Source organism: Streptomyces sp. NPDC059455 (genome assembly GCF_042750115.1).
GTDB classification, from domain to species: Bacteria; Actinomycetota; Actinomycetes; order Streptomycetales; family Streptomycetaceae; genus Streptomyces; species Streptomyces endocoffeicus.
In genome coordinates this window covers 1,019-17,693 of the sequence record NZ_JBHYVB010000224.1, presented here as the reverse complement: position 1 = coordinate 17,693, position 16,675 = coordinate 1,019, and the positions used below count along the sequence as shown (strand labels likewise).

The 16,675-nt window shown below is 71.4% G+C and carries 14 protein-coding genes; 5 read left to right on the top strand and 9 right to left on the bottom strand.

The window, feature by feature from the left end:
* Positions 1–94 precede the first annotated feature (94 nt).
* The 3 genes from ACFXB5_RS45405 to ACFXB5_RS45395 form a co-directional block, all read right to left on the bottom strand.
* Positions 95–703, bottom strand: coding sequence for an extensin (locus tag ACFXB5_RS45405; protein ID WP_385219791.1), 609 nt, complete (start codon positions 701–703; stop codon positions 95–97).
* A gap of 171 nt (positions 704–874) precedes the next feature.
* Positions 875–2,125: an acyltransferase family protein gene (locus tag ACFXB5_RS45400; RefSeq protein WP_385219790.1), complete on the bottom strand. Its 1,251-nt coding sequence runs from the start codon at positions 2,123–2,125 to the stop codon at positions 875–877.
* Positions 2,122–4,416, bottom strand: a complete 2,295-nt coding sequence (locus ACFXB5_RS45395; protein ID WP_385219788.1) for a glycosyltransferase — start codon at positions 4,414–4,416, stop codon at positions 2,122–2,124. Before ACFXB5_RS45395 ends, ACFXB5_RS45400 begins: the two co-directional genes overlap by 4 nt.
* A gap of 750 nt (positions 4,417–5,166) precedes the next feature.
* Between ACFXB5_RS45395 and ACFXB5_RS45390 the strand changes: the two genes are divergently transcribed.
* Positions 5,167–6,348, top strand: a complete 1,182-nt coding sequence (locus ACFXB5_RS45390; RefSeq protein ID WP_385219786.1) for an FAD-dependent monooxygenase — start codon at positions 5,167–5,169, stop codon at positions 6,346–6,348.
* 126 nt (positions 6,349–6,474) lie between these two features.
* Here the strand turns inward: ACFXB5_RS45390 and ACFXB5_RS45385 are convergent, their stop codons facing one another.
* Together ACFXB5_RS45385 and ACFXB5_RS45380 are read right to left on the bottom strand one after the other, a co-directional pair.
* Positions 6,475–7,329 (bottom strand): ABC transporter permease, encoded by an 855-nt coding sequence (locus ACFXB5_RS45385; RefSeq protein WP_385219793.1) that lies wholly within the window; start codon positions 7,327–7,329, stop codon positions 6,475–6,477.
* A gap of 5 nt (positions 7,330–7,334) precedes the next feature.
* Entirely contained in the window at positions 7,335–10,139 is a 2,805-nt protein-coding gene (locus ACFXB5_RS45380) for an alpha/beta fold hydrolase (protein ID WP_385219785.1), read from the bottom strand.
* A gap of 167 nt (positions 10,140–10,306) precedes the next feature.
* Here ACFXB5_RS45380 and ACFXB5_RS45375 point away from each other — a divergent pair, with 167 nt between their 5' ends.
* The gene (locus ACFXB5_RS45375) at positions 10,307–11,575 is read left to right on the top strand and encodes a VWA domain-containing protein (protein WP_385219783.1); all 1,269 of its coding nucleotides are present in this window, start codon (positions 10,307–10,309) and stop codon (positions 11,573–11,575) included.
* Positions 11,575–12,474 carry a hypothetical protein gene (locus ACFXB5_RS45370; RefSeq protein ID WP_385219781.1) on the top strand — a complete coding sequence of 300 codons (900 nt, stop codon included), beginning with the start codon at positions 11,575–11,577 and terminating at the stop codon, positions 12,472–12,474. Before ACFXB5_RS45375 ends, ACFXB5_RS45370 begins: the two co-directional genes overlap by 1 nt.
* A 125-nt stretch (positions 12,475–12,599) precedes the next feature.
* Here ACFXB5_RS45370 and ACFXB5_RS45365 read toward each other — a convergent pair whose 3' ends face one another.
* On the bottom strand, positions 12,600–13,181 hold the full coding sequence (locus ACFXB5_RS45365; protein WP_385219780.1) for a TerD family protein: 582 nt from the start codon (positions 13,179–13,181) through the stop codon (positions 12,600–12,602).
* Positions 13,182–13,288: 107 nt separating this feature from the next.
* Here ACFXB5_RS45365 and ACFXB5_RS45360 point away from each other — a divergent pair, with 107 nt between their 5' ends.
* Positions 13,289–13,657 carry a BlaI/MecI/CopY family transcriptional regulator gene (locus ACFXB5_RS45360; RefSeq protein WP_201847755.1) on the top strand — a complete coding sequence of 123 codons (369 nt, stop codon included), beginning with the start codon at positions 13,289–13,291 and terminating at the stop codon, positions 13,655–13,657.
* Between the two features lie 197 nt (positions 13,658–13,854).
* A complete protein-coding gene (locus tag ACFXB5_RS45355) occupies positions 13,855–14,571 on the top strand; it encodes a M56 family metallopeptidase (RefSeq protein ID WP_385219779.1) in 717 nt (238 codons plus the stop codon).
* Between the two features lie 74 nt (positions 14,572–14,645).
* On the opposite strand, the gene ACFXB5_RS45350 is transcribed toward ACFXB5_RS45355, so the two are convergent.
* From ACFXB5_RS45350 to ACFXB5_RS45340, 3 genes are all read right to left on the bottom strand, one after another.
* Positions 14,646–15,260 carry a DUF305 domain-containing protein gene (locus ACFXB5_RS45350; protein ID WP_385219777.1) on the bottom strand — a complete coding sequence of 205 codons (615 nt, stop codon included), beginning with the start codon at positions 15,258–15,260 and terminating at the stop codon, positions 14,646–14,648.
* Positions 15,261–15,383: 123 nt separating this feature from the next.
* Positions 15,384–15,791 (bottom strand): hypothetical protein, encoded by a 408-nt coding sequence (locus ACFXB5_RS45345; protein WP_385219775.1) that lies wholly within the window; start codon positions 15,789–15,791, stop codon positions 15,384–15,386.
* Positions 15,792–15,866: 75 nt separating this feature from the next.
* Positions 15,867–16,346 (bottom strand): general stress protein, encoded by a 480-nt coding sequence (locus ACFXB5_RS45340; protein ID WP_385219773.1) that lies wholly within the window; start codon positions 16,344–16,346, stop codon positions 15,867–15,869.
* Positions 16,347–16,675 lie beyond the last annotated feature (329 nt).

Genomic DNA, 16,675 nt, shown 5'->3' with positions numbered 1-16,675 from the left:
GTGGAGGAAGGAGCGGCGTCAGGGGGCACCTCCCAGCGGTAGCTGGGGGAGCGTGCAGGGCGCCGCGACGCCGCGGAGATCCGTCAGAAGGACCCTAGCCGCCGAGCACACCGCCGACCCCGCCGAGCACCCCGTCCAGGGTGTCGCCGACACCGTCCACCAGTCCGCCCACCAGGCCCTTGCCCTGGTGGCCGCCCTGGCCGGGGGTCTGCGACGGCTGGCTGGGCTGCTGCGACGGGGTGGTCGGGTCGGCGCTCGGGGTCGTCTCGCTCGGTGAGGAGGGCGAGGAGGGCACCTGGTCGTCCCGCTGCGCGGGGGCGGTGGGCGCCATGGTGGGCGCGGCCTTGGAGGGGGCCGCGTCCGGGGTGGCCGGGGCGGCGTGCCGCGGTGTGCCGGCGCTCCGGTCCGAACCGCCGCCACCGGGGGTGGCGGCGTCGGTGTGGTCGGAGATCAGCTTCGGCTTCGCGGACTCGCTGGGCGAGACATGGCTCTGCGAGGGCGAGTGATCAGCGGTGGGCTCGACGTCGTCCGGCATCTGCGCCTGCTGTGAGTTCACATCGGAGCGGGCCTCGACGGACTTGTCACCGCCGACCGTCGAGTGGAGGCCGAAGGCTATGGTTCCGGCCACTCCGAGGGCGGTGGCCGCCTTGAGCGTCGTGGTACGCGCCTGCTGTGCGGCGGTCGGTCGGCTGTGTCGACCCATTTTCGCTGGTCTCCCCGTTATGGCATGGGTTGGGTGGGGTGCCCCGGAAGCCCGATTCCCAGCGGAACTGATGTCCGACGCACACGTATTACAGAGTAAAGAACCAGCCAGATGATAGCCACCGTCCCCCGGTGTACGGCCACCCGTGCACCGGGGAACGCGTGTTCCTGGCTAGCGCGCGGCCTCCGGATAGAAGTCGCGCGAACGGCCCTTGCCGTCCTTGAGCTTCCCGAGCAGGCTCGCCGGGTACTCGATGGCCCAGTAGCTCACCGCGGCGGCGGCCACGGCCACCACCAGCACGATGACCACGGCCAGCGGGAAGCCCGACTGGCCGTCGGGCGGCAGCAGCCCCGCGTTGTACAGGCCCAGCATGATCGGCTCATGCCAGACGAAGAGGCTGTAGCTGGCGAGGCCGACACCGGTGAGCCAGCGGGCCGTGAGCCATGAGTGCCACCGCCCCTGCCGCCGCACATGGATGGTGCTGTACAGCAGCAGGATCCACAGCAGGGCGGACAGCGGATGGTAGAAGGTGGTGGGGAAGTCCTCCGCCTCCGTACCGGAGTAGGACAGCATGTACAGCCCTACGAGGGCGGCCGCCCGCAGCGGGATCGCCACCTTCGCGTCGAGCCGTCCGCGGTCGCCGAGGGCGATCATCGCCACGGCGAGGCCCATGCCCGCCGCGAACCCCCCGAAGCGGGCCTGCGGTCCGAAGTACACCGGCCATTCGGTGTGCGGGATGTCCAGCCCGTAGCGGGCGACCGCGATCCAGATGAACGGCCCGATGTACAGCAGGGCGCATCCCACGGCGCACACCGCCACCCGGGAGGCCCTCCGGCGCAGCGGACGGCAGGCGCGGACGGCCAGCGGGCCGAGCCCCACCAGCGCCACATAGAACATGATTTCCAGCGACAACGACCAGGTGGGGCCGATGGTGTAGAAGATCTGCTCCTGGTCGAAGACCTGGGTGAAGGTGAGGTGGTGCAGCAGATCGGACCACTCGCCGGGCAGGGTGGGATTGCGGGTGGCCCAGACGAACGTCACCGCCAGGAAGTACAGCGGGACGATCCGGATGGCCCGCCGGAAGAGGAACACCCGGCCGGGGCGGGTGGAGCCCCCGTCGATCGCCGCCCGTGCGTAGGACAGCGTCAGCAGATACGCGGAGAGGACGAAGAAGAGGTCGATGACCTCCAGCGACACCAGCGCGTTCGCGTACCGGTTGGGCACCGGTGAGTGGGCGCCGTCCCGGTCGTAGGTGTAGTACTGCTGCCAGACGTGGAAGACGACCGTGAGAAGCGCCGCCATTCCACGGAAGCCCTGGATCTCCTGGCTCATCCGGTTCCGCGAGGGCGCGCCCTTGGCGGGCGTGCCGTTGACCGCCCGGGGGGCGGTGGTGGGCGCGATGGCCGTGGACACCGTGCTCATGTCCGCTTCACCGCCTTGTCACCGGGGCGCGGGGTGACCCGCCACTGGCGGTCCCGCAGCACCTCCTTGAGGAGCGACTGACGGGCCACGATGTTCTTGAAGTGGCTGTAGAAGACGGTGGACACCAGCAGATACCGCCAGAACCACGCCCTGCGGCGGCGCAGTTCGGGCACCGCGAGCCGCCATGCGAACAGCGCCTGCACCAGCCCGGCGGACAGCGTGAACAGGGTGGCCAGCAGGCAGACCGGCACCGCCCAGTCGAGATGGTCCACTCCCCCGGCGCGCCACGCCGAGTACAGCAGCACCGGCAGGATCTGCAGGGTCAGCCACGGCTGGATCTCCCGCCACCCCAGCAGCACCAGCAGCCCCGCCTTCTGGCGGGTGGTGAAGGCCGGGGAACGCAAGCCCCGCCACAGGTACTTCAGCGACACCTGGAGCCAGCCCTGGGCCCAGCGCGACCGCTGGTTCCACAGCGCCTTGAGGGTGGTGGGCGCCAGTTCGCGCGAGATGAGCGTGCGGTCGGTGGCGATCCGGGCGCCCTCGTGCAGGGCGCGCATCGTGGAGTCGATGTCCTCGGTGAGCATCGTGCCGTGCATCCGGGTCCGGGCGAGCAGATCGGTGCGCCAGAAGCCGTTGGAGCCGCCGAAGACACCGAAGGTGTAGAGCCGGGTCCGGCCGGGGTGGCTGACGGCGTAGATGGCCTCGAACTCCACGCCCACCAGCTTGGAGACCCAGGAGCTCTCGCCGTTGCGGATCACACAGTGGCCCTGGACCACGTCATAGCCATTGGACAGCCAGTGCCAGGCGTGCTGGAAGGCGTCGGGCACCGGGTGGTGGTCCGCGTCGAAGATGCCGACGAACTCACCGCGCACCCGGGTGACCGCGGCGTTGACGTTCTGCGCCTTGGAGGTGCTCCCCGTCACCGGCATCAGCACCAGCCGCGGGTCGCGGCGGGCCATCTCGCGCAGGGTCTCCTCGACGGGCATGGGGTGCGGCGTGTTGTACGCGAGCACGATCTCCAGCTCGTTGGGGTAGTCCAGGCGCAGGAAGGACTCGATGGTGTCGACGATGGTCGCGGCCTCATTGGGCAGATACGCGGCGATGACGGCGCTGGCCGGTGGATACGGCTGCGCGGGCCGTTCCGGCCGGGGTTTGGCGTCGAGCGAGAAGAGGCACTCCAGCACGATCAGCACGGCGGAGAGCACCAGGCCGGACACCACGACCCAGTACGCGGCCGAGCCCACGTCCCAGCCCAGCTCGTACATCTGCTGGTAGAAGACGAACGGGATGCCCACCCCGAAGAGGAGCACCAGGACGGGCGAGAGCGCCGACAGCAGGGTGCGGAGCGCGGTGGCGAGGGTACGGCGGCCGCGCCGGTGGGTGCCGCGCATCCACGCCGCGTACTTGACCGGCCGCAGATCCCGGTGGCGGATCGACTCCTCGACCGCGTTCCGGGCGTTGGCGACGGCTTGGCCGCGGTCCGCGCAGTCGGCCAGCGGGGTCCAGCCGATCGCCGGGGTCAGCCGCACGTTCTCATCGGCCACCACGAAGCGGGTCCCGGCCACGGCGTTGGCGAAGTTCTGCAGTTCGCGGCGCGCGGTGTCCTCGTCCACACCGGGCATCAGCATCAGCAGATGGCCTTCGTCGTCCCAGCCGAGCCGGTCGCAGACGCCGCCCAGCTTCTCGGCCACTCCCGCGAGACGTTCGGCGACCTCACGGCGCACCCGCGGCCCTAACCGGGCCTCGAGGGCGGCGATCTCGGCCACGCCGACCATGGCGACGACGCCACCGGTGCGGCTGTCGTCGACCCGCTTGAGCTCCCGGTCGAGCTCGCCCAGGAAGTGGGGCTGGGAGTACAGGCCGGTGCGCGGGTCGAGCAGCAGATTCTCGACGGGGACCGGGACCCGGCGCAGCTTGGCCTCGATCCGGGCGGAGAGCTCGACGGGGTCGGAGGTCTCCGCCACGCAGTCGTCGGCGCCGCCGCGCAGCATGTCGGCGACACCGGTGGGGCCGGGGTCGGAGGTGACCATCAGCAGGGGGAGCGCCCGTCCCGCGGGGACGGCGCGGACCTCGCGTATCAGGTCCAGTCCGTCGTCGGCATCGTCCAGGGCGACGATCGCGTCCGGCGGGGTGTGCCGCATCTGTCGGCTGACATCGCCGGGCTCCGCATGGCTCACCTCATGCCCGGTGGAGACGAGTGTCCGGGTCAGCCGGTCGAGCCTGGGGCCCGGTTCGCCAACCGCCAGCACATGCCCGCTCTGTCCCGCCACGTCGCCGCGAGCGGCGGGCACGGGTTGCTGGGGTTCGCGTGATCGTGGGTGGTGCGAAGTAAGCACCTGAGGGGTTCCTTTCGTGGGGGGTGCGTCACCGAACGGGCCGTGGGCACGCGGACGTTCCGGCCGGAGTCATGACAGAGCACCTGGTCACGACAGACCACGTGGTCATGGCAGACCACGTGGCCCGCAGGCATGTGCGTGCACAGGGGCAGGCGCCTACGGGCAGGCCGGAGGACGGCGTCGCCGGGAAGGCCGGGGCGATCCGCCGTTCGGTGAGTGGTGAGAGGCGGCTACGCCGCGACCGTGGCCGATCCACGCGGGGAGAGGTGAGATCTCCGGCGGGGTCTCGGACAGACGGGCACGACGGCGGCGGGGATCACGCGGGCGTGCTCCAGCGAATTGCGCATTAGGTCCCATCCTGTTCGGATCGTGGGGGGCGGACCGAACATCACCAGTGCGGGGCGACCGATCTTTTGGGCTGACCGGTCGGAATCCCCAGTCTCATCGATCACTACGGAACCACACAACACATCGAAGTAACACTCTCATTAACCGATGAGAGAGTTCCGTTCGTCACCGATCGACCCCGGCCATGCCCAACTTCCCCTCGACACGGGGGTTTCGGCGCCCTCTCGGTACCGCGTCGGCGGCTCGTCGGCGCGTCATCGGCCCGGCGTCGGCGCCGCGTCGGTGCGGTGTCGGTGGCTCCGGTCAGACTTTTTCGAGGCACCACATTCGGTGGTTGAATTCGGAAGGGACAACACCATGCGGAATGCACGGGTTCTGATTTCCGGGGCCAGTATCGCCGGGCCCGCGCTCGCCTACTGGCTGGATCGTTATGGCTTCCAGGTCACCGTCGTGGAGCGCGCCGCGCGCCCGCGCCCGGGCGGGCAGGCGATCGACGTGCGGGGTCCGGCGCTCGAAGTGTGCGAGCGGATGGGCGTGCTGGAGGAGGTCCGGGCGCGCCGCACCGCGCTGCGCGGCATGTCGATGGTCGACGACGACGGAAAGGAGCTGTTCAGCACCACCGAGCGGACCGCGAGTGGCGGAGATCTCAACAGCTCCGACATCGAGATCCTGCGGGACGATCTGTCCTCGGTGCTGATGGCCGCGGGCGGCGACGGGATCGAGTATCTCTTCAACGATTCGATCGCCTCGCTCGTCCAAGGGCCCGACGAGGTGGCGGTCACCTTCCACCGGGGCGGTGCGCGCGCCTTCGACATCGTGGTGGCGGCCGACGGGGTGCACTCCTCCACCCGGGCGCTGGTCTTCGGCCCGGAGGAGGACTTCCTCCGCCATCTGGGGGGCTATCTGGGCGTGTGGACGGTGCCGAACTATCTGGGCCTCGACCGCTGGGAGGTCATCTACCAGATGGCCGGGGACGTCTGGGGCGGCATGCTGATGAGTGTCCGCGACAACACCGAGGCCCGGGTCTACATCGGCATCGACTCGGACGAACCGCCCGCCACGTTCCTCGGCTCCCGGTCCGTCTCGGAGCAGAAGCGGCTGGTGGCCGAGCGGTACCGGCACGCGCGCTGGGAGATGCCACGGCTGCTGGAGTACATGTGGGGGGCGCCTGACTTCCACTTCGACGCGGCGGCCCAGATCCGTATGGATTCCTGGTCCCGTGGCCGGGTGGCCCTGGTCGGCGACGCCGGTTATTGCGGCTCACCGGCGTCCGGGCAGAGCACCAGCGTGGCCGTGGTCGGCGCCTATGTCCTGGCGGGCGAGCTCAGGGCCGCGGACGGCGACCACACCACGGCCTTCGCCGCCTACGAGCGCGAGCTGCGGGGCTATGTGGCGGCCAACCAGCAGCTCGCGCTGGACAACATGGCCCGGAAGCAGGCGCAGGACGCATCGGCCGGGCAGGAGCCCGACACCAACCCGACCAATATCGACGACAGCTTCTACGAGGTGGTCAACTCCTACACCCTCAAGGACTACTGACCCGGCCCGGCGGCCGTGGCCGGGCCGGCAGCCGTGGCCGGGCCGGCAGCCGTGGCCGGACCAGGAGCCGGAGCCAGGTCAGGAGCAGGAGCCGTGGCCGTAGCCGTAGCCGTAGCCGTAGCCGGGCTAGGACACCACGTCCTTGCGGCCGAAGCCGCGGAAGGCGAACGCGACGAGCACCAGGGCGTACGCGACGGACACCGAGACGCCCTTCACCATTCCGCCCCACTCCATATGAGGCTGGAGTGCGTCCGCCCACGCGAACTGCCAGTGCGCGGGCAGGAAGTCGCGCCAGGAGCCGAGCGCGGTGACCGCGTCCAGCACATTGCCCACGATGGTGAGCCCCACCGCGCCGCCCACCGCGCCCAGCGGCGCGTCCGTGACGGTCGAGAGCCAGAACGCCAGGGCGGCCGTGACCAGCTGGGACAGGAAGATGTACAGCACCACGAGGGCCAGCCGGACGAGGGCGTCCCCGACCGGCAGCTCACCGCCCGTGGGCATCCGCAACGGCCCCCAGCCGTACGCCACGGTGCCCACCGCGAGCGCGACCAGCGGCAGCAGCACCATGGCGGCCGCGCTGAACGCCAGAGCCACCGCCAGCTTGCTCACCAGCAGCCTGGCCCGGGGCACGGGCGCGGCCAGCAGATAGCGCAGCGAGGACCAGCTGGCCTCGGAGGCCACGGTGTCGCCGCAGAACAGCGCGACCGGCACCACCAGCAGAAAGGCGGCCGAGACGAACAGCGCGGTGGCGGCGAGGTTGGCGCCGGAGGCGGTGGCCGTGGTCATCAGGGTGACCCGGTTCTCCTGCCCCTCAGGGGTGCCGCCGATGGCGAACGCGACCACGAGGACGAACGGCAGCAAGGCCAGCACCAGGCCCATCACCAGGGTCCGGCGACGGCGCAGCTGCCGTACGGCCTCGACCCGCAGCGGCAGGGTGTGGCCGGCCCGGTAGCCGGGCGCGACCTCGGTGACCTGGGACAGGGAGCTCACGCGGATCCTCCTCCGATCAACGTCAAGAAGGCGTCTTCCAGGCGCCGGTTGGGCCCGAAGCTGGTCACCGGGATCTCCAGCCGCACCAGCTCGGCGAGCAGCCGCGCCGGGGTGGTCCCGTCGAGCTGGACGAGCAGTCCGTCGGTGGTGCGGCGGGCGGAGAGGACCCCGGGCAGCGCGCCCACCTTGCCCGTCAGGGCCTCGCTCAGCTCGCCGTCGTGGCCCACCAGCACACTGCCGCCGTTACCGGTGATCTCGCCGACCGCGCCCGCCTGAATCAGCCGGCCACGGTCCATCACGACCAGATGGGTGCAGGACTGCTCGACCTCCGCCAGGAGATGGCTGGAAACGATCACCGTGCGCCCCGCTGCGGCGTACCGGATCATCACCTCGCGCATCTCGCGGATCTGCGGCGGGTCGAGACCGTTGGTCGGTTCATCCAGGATCAGCAGATCGGGCAGACCCAGCATGGCCTGGGCGATGGCCAGCCGCTGCCGCATGCCCTGGGAGTAGGTGCGTACGGCACGCTCCAGCGCGCTGCCCAGGCCCGCGATCTCCAGGGCCTCCTCGATATGGGCGTCGGCGGCGGGGCGGCCGGTGGCCCGCCAGTACAGCTCGAGGTTGGCGCTGCCGGTCAGATGCGGCAGGAAGCCCGCCCCCTCGACGAAGGCGCCCACGCGGGAGAGCACGGGCGCGCCGGGCCTGATGGCCTGGCCGAAGACCCGGATCTCGCCGTCGTCGGGAGCGATGAGCCCCATCAGCATCCGCAAAGTGGTGGTCTTGCCCGCGCCGTTGGGCCCGAGGAGCCCGAGCACCTGCCCCTTCTCGACGCGGAAGGACAGATCGCGCACCGCGTAGCGGTCGGCGGACTTGGCGTAGCGCTTGCTCAGACCGGTGATCTGCAGGGGTACGTCGGCCAGTTCGGGGTCGGGCGGCGGAGTGGCCGTACGCCGCCTGCCGGTCAGCAGCAGCGCGAGCGCCACCACGGCCGCGCCGAGCGGCAGCCCCCACACCCATGCGGGCAGCGGGGCGGGCTGGGTGTGCACCCCGGGTGCGGTGGGCACCGACAGACCGCCGTCCGCGAGCCCGACCGAGTAGGTGGCGGGCTCGTTCGGGGAGGCGTAGCCGAGGTCGGTGGAGGCGAGCACGAGCCGCAGCCGGTGGCCCGCGATGAGCTCGTGGTCCACGGCGGGCAGCCGGACGGTGACGGTACGGCCCTGTTTGGCGCCGTTGACGCGCAGCGGCGCGACCAGCTGCTCGGGCAGCACCTGTTGTCCGTCCGGCCCCACGTCGTAGACCTTGGCGAAGAGCACGGCGTCGTCCGTGTCGGCCTTGACCCGCACCTTCACCTCGGGCGATCCGGTGATCCGCAGGGGCCGGTCCAGCGGCGCCGAGTCGAACCGGGCGAACTGGCCGGGGATGTCGAGGGAGAGGCCGACGCCGAGCGAGGACGCCTGGGACAGTCCGGCGATGCCCGGCACGGTGGAGATGGAGGGCGGCCCCGCCCCGGGCGGGTTGGCGAACGACTGCTCGCGTCCGCGCAGCGCCACCGTCCGGATGCCGTCGCCGAGGCCGGGGTAGCGGTCGTCGGTGGCGCCGCGCAGCTGGACCGCGCCGTTGGTGGTGTCGATGCCGCCGGTGCGGCTGACCCGGAAGGCGGGTCCGGTGTCGGTGCCCTTGTCGCCCTTGAGGTAGCGGTCGAACCAGGCGTCGGTGCGGGCCGCCACCCGCGAGGTCTCGCGGTCGCCGCCGTCATGTCCGCCGGCCGTCCAGTCGACGGCGACCGGCGCCCCGGTGGCCCGGATCGCCTTCGCCATGGCGTCGGCGTTGCCGAGCGGGAAGAGGGAGTCGGCCTGCCCCTGGAGGATCAGCGTGGGGACCTTGATCCGGCCGGCGACGGCGGACGGGCTGCGGGCCTCGAGCAGCCGGCGGGCGGCGGCGTCGGGCTTTCCGGCGACCGCGACCCGCTCGTACATCTCGCACAGCTGCTTCTCGAAGCGACCGCAGCCCTGGCCCTGGTCCGTCCTGGCCTCTCCCCCGCCGTTCGTGTCCCCCGGGTCCGACTGGGCTCCTTGGCCCGTCCCGCCGCCTCCGCCTCCCTGGCCGCCCTGCCCTCCCGGGCCCATCCCCCCGTCGGCGCCTCCCGCGCCGCTCGTATCGCCCTGGCCGCCCTGGGCGCCGGTGAGGTCGGCCGAGCCGGTGGTGAAGAACAGCCCGGCCCAGAGCTTCTTGTAGACGCCGTTCGGGAAGAGCGCGTCGGCGAGGTTCCAGTAGGTGATCTCGGGCGCGATGGCGTCCACCCGGCGGTCGTATCCGGCGGCGAGCAGGGAGATCGCCCCGCCGTAGGAGGCGCCGGCGACACCCACCCGGGGGTCGCCCTGACGGTCGAGCCGCACCTCGGGACGTTTCGCCAGCCAGTCGATCAGCCGCCGGACATCGGCCACCTCGTGGTCCGGGTCATTGAGCCCGATCTTCCCCGTGGATCTGCCGAAGCCACGCGCCGACCAGGTCAGCACGGCGTATCCGTCACGGGCGAGTTCCTCGGCGTGGTCGCGTACGTCGTCCTTGCTGCCGCCGAAGCCATGGCCGAGCAGGACCGCGGGCCTGCGGCCGGTGCCCGCGGTGAAGTACGAGGTGTCGATGCGCGCGCCCGGCATGTCCAGCACGCGGTCCTGGCGGTGCACGGCCGGCCGGTCGCCGGAGGCGGCGACCGCCCAGGTGCCCGCGCCCGCGAGGAGGACCGCGGCGGCAACGGCGGCGGCCAGGCGCCGGCCCCTCGGCCGGGTCTTTCGGAGATCCATGTCTGAAACCCTAAGAGGAGGAGGCAAACGCCGCGGCTGACACCAGACGGATTCTCGTCCACTCCCCGGGGAGTACCCGGACACCGTCCGTACACCCGGCGCGGTATGCCCCGACCGCGGTGGCCGGGCTTTTGGATCAGTCGGACGATCCTCCATAGGATGCGCCGGTGATCATAAAGAAACGTCTGGCGACAGGCGCGTTGGGGCTGCTCGCGGCCCTCGCCTGCGGCCTGATATCCCCTCCCGCCGCCATGGCCGGCGAACCGGCTCCCGATTCCCCCAAGGTCGAGCTGGTACTCGATGTCAGCGGCTCCATGCGGGCCCGCGACGTCGACGGCGACACCCGGATGGCGGCAGCGAAGCAGGCGTTCAACGAGGTGCTGGACGCCACACCCGAAGAGGTGCGGCTGGGCATCCGCACCCTCGGCGCCAATTACCCCGGCAAGGACCGTAAGGCCGGCTGCCAGGACAGCGAGCGGCTCTACCCGGTGGGCCAGGTGGATCGCACCGAGGCCAAGGCGGCCGTCGCCACGCTGCGCCCCACCGGCTGGACGCCCATCGGGCTCGCGCTGCGCGGCGCGTCCAAGGACCTCTCCGGCGGCGAGGGGACCCGCCGGATCGTGCTGATCACGGACGGCGAGGACTCCTGCGGTCTGCCGGACCCGTGTGATGTGGCCCGGGAACTGGCCGCCCAGGGAACCCACCTGGTCGTCGACACGCTCGGGCTGACGCTGGACCGCAAGGTCCGCGAGCAGCTCAGCTGCATCGCCGAGGCCACCGGTGGCACGTACACGGCGATCCAGCACCGGGACCAGCTCTCCAGCCGTATCAAGCAGCTGGTCCGGCGCTCCGCCGACACACCCGTGGAGACGCCCACGCCGGTGCGGGGCGCCGCCCAGTGCGCGAAGGCCCCGTATCTGGGCTCCGGCCTCTACAGCGACCGGGAGAGCTTCGGGGAACACCGCTGGTACCGGATGCGGGTGGCGCCCGGTCAGGAGCTGCGGGCCTCGGCGAGCGTGGCCGTGGACCGCGCCGTCGACCCGGACTACGGCGTGCTGGTGCGGGCGGTGACCCCGGGCGGTCGGGAACTGGTGCGCGGCAGCGAGGCGGGCAGCGGCCGTACGGACGTCATCTCCAGCGGGCTGCGCTATCCGGTCGCCGATGTGGACGACGACGAGGACGAGACGGCGCGAACGGTGTGCGTGGAGCTGAGCCAGTCCTTCTCCGCGCCCGCCTCCGTCAAGCGCGCTCCGGGCCTTCCGGTGGAGCTCGCCGTCGATGTGGTGGGCAACGACGATCCGCCCGCCGATGTGGCCGCCTTCGGCCTGGGCCGCGGCTGGGTGCTGCTGGGTGTGCTCACCGTGGGCGGGTTGCTCGTGGGGTTGCTGTGGGGCTGGCTGGCCCGCTGGCGTGTCACCGTCTGGAGGTCCAACTGATGCGAGCCCTGCGTACCCTGGGCGCCGCGCTCACCCTGTGTGCCACCGCCTGGCTGACCGCCGCCGCACCGGCCGCCGCGGACAGTAAGGACGGCACGGACGGCAAGAGCGGTACGGAAGCGCCCACCGAGGCGGGGACGAGCTTCCGTACCGCCACCGAGCTCAAGCCCGGCCAGCAGGCCACCGCGGCGGCCTCCACCGGCGACTATCTGTACTGGGTGTTCCCGGCCGCCGCCGGGCAGGTCCCCGAGGTCGAGGCGGAGCTGAAGCTGCCCGACGCCTCGAGCCGGCACGGCAGCGCCACCTGGCAGCTGGATGTCTACGACGGTCTGCGCCGCCACCAGCCGTGCGCCTCGGGCACCCCGGCGCGCCGGGCGGCCCAGCAGGACCGGACGGTCACCGTGAACTGCACCCTGCGCCAGGTGCGGTCCTGGTCCGAGCGCTGGGCCAACGACCCTCTGCAGGGCGCGTATTACGTGCGGCTCACCGTCGTCGATCTGCCCGCCGAGGACCTCGGGCTGCCGATCGACGCCGAGGTCGAGGCGTCCGTACGGGACGCGGGCGGGGCGCATGCCGACGGCGGGGACATGACGCCGCTCAATCCGGTACTGCGGGCCGGGACGGCCCCCGGGTCGGACTCCGAGTCGACGGGCGACGCCTCCTCGGATTCCGCGGACTCATCGGACTCATCGGATTCCGCGGACGACAAGGGCGGGGACATTCCGCACGCGGTCGCCGAGCCGGAGGACGGCTGGGGCTCCGGCTGGTGGTCGGACCGCTGGGTGTGGACCGTGATCGGCGCGGCGCTGGCGGCGCTCGCCGGGGTGGGCGGCTACACCCTCACCCGGGGGCCGCGCTCTCCGAACCGTCCACAGATCGGCACAGGGTCCGACATCTGACCCGATGTCCGGAATCAGTGCGGGCCCGCACGGCGATCGTGCGGGCCCCGCGCCGCGTCGGGCCCCGGTGGCCCGGCCCCCCGGAAAGCTGTCGGGAAGTCGCCCGGACGCCGTCGCCCGGACGCTCAGGAATAGTCCTTGCCCATGAGCTGCCCAAAGCCCTCGGGATCCGCGTCGAATCCACGAATAACGCTCTGAATTCCCCATTCCCCCGCGTCGTCCCGGGTGAATACCGCGACCGTGGCGGAAGTGGCTTCTGAGACACCGGTGAAGTCACTCGTCATGAGTTCGGTGTATCCCTCGAGAATCCGGACACTGGCGTGCGGGACATCCCCGAACGTCTTTCGCCCCGAGCCCTGCTGGATGGTTATCCCGACAACCACCCGCGCGTATTCGGACGACAGCCGTTCGAGCTCGAGAGTCATGGACTCGTCGGTGCCAAGGCCCTGACCGGTGCGGCTGTCCCTGTTGAGGTTGATGGTGCCGTCCGGTGAGCGGCTGTCGAAGTGGACGAGGTACGCGGGCGCACCGTACGGATCGGCGGCGCGGTACGTCCCGGCCACGATGTCGAGATCATGGGGCGGCTCACCGATGGGGCTCGGATCCCACTTGAGCGCCACCTCGATTTTCTGAAGCCCCTTGTTGAGACCAGTCACCCGGACTTCCCTTCCCTCGAACCGTGCAGATTTGAATGCGCGTGGCGTCAAGCCTATCGCGGGCAGGGCGAGTTGAGGATTTTTCGACAGCCGCGTGCGAGGCCCCGCCGAGGGGTCTCTACTATGGGCCTCCGTACTAACGGCGGAAGGAAGCGTCCATGCGACGGTTGGGGGAGCTCGAGGCGGAGATCATGGACCGCCTCTGGGCTTGGCAGCGTCCCACGACGGTGCGGGAGATCGTGGACGACATCAACGAGCACCGTCCGGTCGCCTATACCACGGTGATGACCGTCGCCTCCATCCTCTACAACAAGGGCTGGCTGCTGCGCGCCAAGGAGGGCCGGGCGTGGGTGTACTCACCGGTCCGCAGCCGCGAGGAGTACACCGCGGCGCTGATGGAGGACGCCCTCGGCACCAGCGAGGACCGCTCCGCCGCCCTGACCCACTTCGTCGAGCAGATGGGCCCCGATGAGGTCAGCGCGCTGCGCAAGGCCCTGCGGACCGCGGGGCGGCGGACCAAGGCGTGACGGCCGCCCTCGCCCTGGCCTGCTACGCCGCCGTGGTCGGCGCAGCGGCCCCCAGGGCGCTGGCGCGTAGCGCCTGGCCGCATCGTGCACCCGCCCTGGCGGTTGCCGTTTGGCATGGGTTGGTCCTGTCATTCACCATCGCGCTCGCTCTGACCACTTATCACCTCGTCACCCCAACTTGGCATCTTCATAATGGAATGTCCGGCTTGCTCCGGTTCTGCGGGTTGACGCTGAACGCCCGAATCCCGGGCACGGGCCCGATCGGCGTTCCGGCCATCGCCGCACCGGCCTCGGTGGCGTTGGTTCCGCTCGTCTGCTTCGGCCATGAGGTGCTGCGGGCCCGGCGCGTCCGCGCCCGCCACCGGGGCGTTCTGGACGTGGTCGGCCGGCGCTCGGCGCGGCTGCGCGCCACCGTGCTGGACCATGACACGCCCGCGGCCTACTGCCTGCCCGGCCGCAGGCCGCGGATCGTGGTGAGCGCGGGCGCGCTGCGGCTGCTCTCCCCCGCGCAGCTGGAGTCCGTACTGGAGCATGAGCGCGCGCATATCGCGGGCCGCCACCATCTGGCGCTGGCGGCCACGGAGGCGTTCGCCCGGGTGTTCCGGTGGCTGCCGCTGGCGCGCGAGGCCAGGGCGCAGACGGCGCTTCTGCTGGAGATGGCCGCGGACGACCGCGCGCTGCGCCGCCATCCGCGCCAGGCGCTCGTCTCCGCCCTCTACACGATGGCGGCGGGCCACGCCCCCCATGCCCCCGGCGGGGCCTTCGCCGTGGGCGGACCGGGCGCGGTGGTCCGGCTGCGGCGGATGCTGGATGCCCGGCGGCGTCCGCATCCGGCGCTGTGCGGCGTGGCGGCGGCAGTCGCGGTGGGCTTACCGCTACTGCCTCCCCTGCTGGGCTGCGCCCCCGGGATGTAGCGCCCCAAGCCGCCCCCAGGGCCCACCGCGGGCCATACGGAGGGACGCAGACCCGGGGCGGGGTGTGACGCGGCTCAGAGCCGGTCGAGCAGCGTCCGCAAGGTGGCGACCTCGGTGGACTGGTTCTTCACGACGTCGTCGGCGAGCTTCTTGGCCTTGGCGTTACGGCCGTTCTTCTTCTCGTCCTTCGCCATGTCGATCGCGCCCTCGTGATGGTCGATCATCATGGTCGCGAAGGCCCGGTCGAAGGCGGGCCCCTTGGCGGCCTTGAGCTTCCGCATGTCCTCCTCGGACATCATTCCGCCCATAGCGCCCTTACCGCTTGCACCGTGGTCCATTCCGGGCATCCCGCCCGACGACGCCTTCTCCGGCTTGCCCCAGCCCTTGAGCCAGGACTTCAGGGTGACGATCTCCGGGTCCTGAGCCTTCTCGATCCGCCCCGCCAGGCTCTTGATCCGCGCGTTCGAGGCCCGGTCGTCGGCCGGCCCGGCCATCTCCAGGGCCTGCTCATGGTGCGGGATCATCCTCTGCGCGAAGCCGACGTCCGCGTCGTTGAACGCTCCCGCAGCGGAGCTCGCGGTCGCCTCGGAGGTGGCGGACTCCTTCGCGCTCGTGTGGTCCATGTCCTTCATGTCGTCGTTCCCGCCACAGCCGGCGAGCAGCAGCCCTCCGGCGGCGACGGCGCCCACGAGGGCGAGACGGCGGGGAGCGGCCGACGCGGGACACGCGTGAATGCGGTCATGTCGATATACCTCTTTTTGCCAAGTGTTGACTGTTCCATGGGCGTACCGGCGCTTTACCCGCGGTTCGGCCTATATCCGCAGAACAGGCAGGGCAGTGAGGTCGGGGCCGGGCGAGGGAGGATCGGGCCGGGCGACGACGGGCGCCGCCACGGGAAGCCTCAGCGGCGGACCGCTCCGGCGAGTGAGCACGGCACCCAAGAGCGCTCCGAGCACCCAGACGCCGAGCACCGCGACACACAGCGAGGCCATGTCCATACCGGTCATGGGTTCGCGTGGCTTTGTCTCGGGCACGGCCGGGGCATGCCCTGCCTCGGCGGACAGGGCAGGGGCGGCCCGCTGCGGTCCGGAGCCGGTGGCGGCCGTACGGCCGCCGTGATCGCCGCCGTACGACCCGGGGTCGCCGTTATACGACCCGGGGTCGCCGTTGTACGCCGCGGGGCGCATCTCACCGGGCGCATGGCGCGCCGAGTGAGTCATGCCCGCTCCGGAGCCGCCGTCGGGATGTGTTGTGTCAGTACGTGTGCGGACCCCCCGAAAGCCCCCCGGAGCCGCTCAGCCCTCCCGCAGCGCCAGCCTGGCCAGCATGTTCTTCGCCTCATCGGCGACCTGGGCGTCCGCCACCACCTCATAGCGCGCGGCCACGATCTGGCTGCGGGACGAGAAATCGCGCCGCCCTCCGGTCATGGCGTGCCCGACGAACCCGAAGATCGCGCCGAACACCGCGCCGTAGACCAGACCGCTCACCAGCAGCACGATCACGTTGTGGGCGCCCGCCGCGAAAACGGACAGCAGCAGCCCGATCAGCAGCCCGAACCACGCCCCCGTACCGGCGCCCGCGAGCGCCGCACGGCCCCTGGTCAGCCGCCCGAGCACGGTCTCGACCATCCGGAGGTCCGAGCCGATGATCGCCGTGTGCTCCACCGGGAACTTGTTGTCGGCCAGGAAGTCCACCGCGCGCTGGGCGCCGGCGTAGGTCGGGTACGAGCCGACGACCGGGCGGTCGACCACCTCCGACGGCGGTTGCTGGGTCATCGCTGACTCCCTCCGTCAAGGAGAGCGTGCGCCCGCGCCTGCCCCCTCGCAACGGGAGAGAGGCGGGGAAAGAGCGGAGAAACCCGCCGAGGGTCCGCGCAGCCGGGATATCCGGAACGGCCGCCGCGGCTCTCCTCGGCACATTTCCCCGGCACTCTTCGCCGCTCAATTCCCATCCGGCCCGACACCGCGCGATTCCCGGAAGCCTCCCGGTTTCGTATAGCGCGGGGGCAGCAAAAGGAGGCCGGGCGGCGCCGTATAGGGTTATCCGCCCGGGGCGCGGGCGGCGGGGGGGGGGGGGCGATTGGGGGGGCACCAACCGCCGCCGG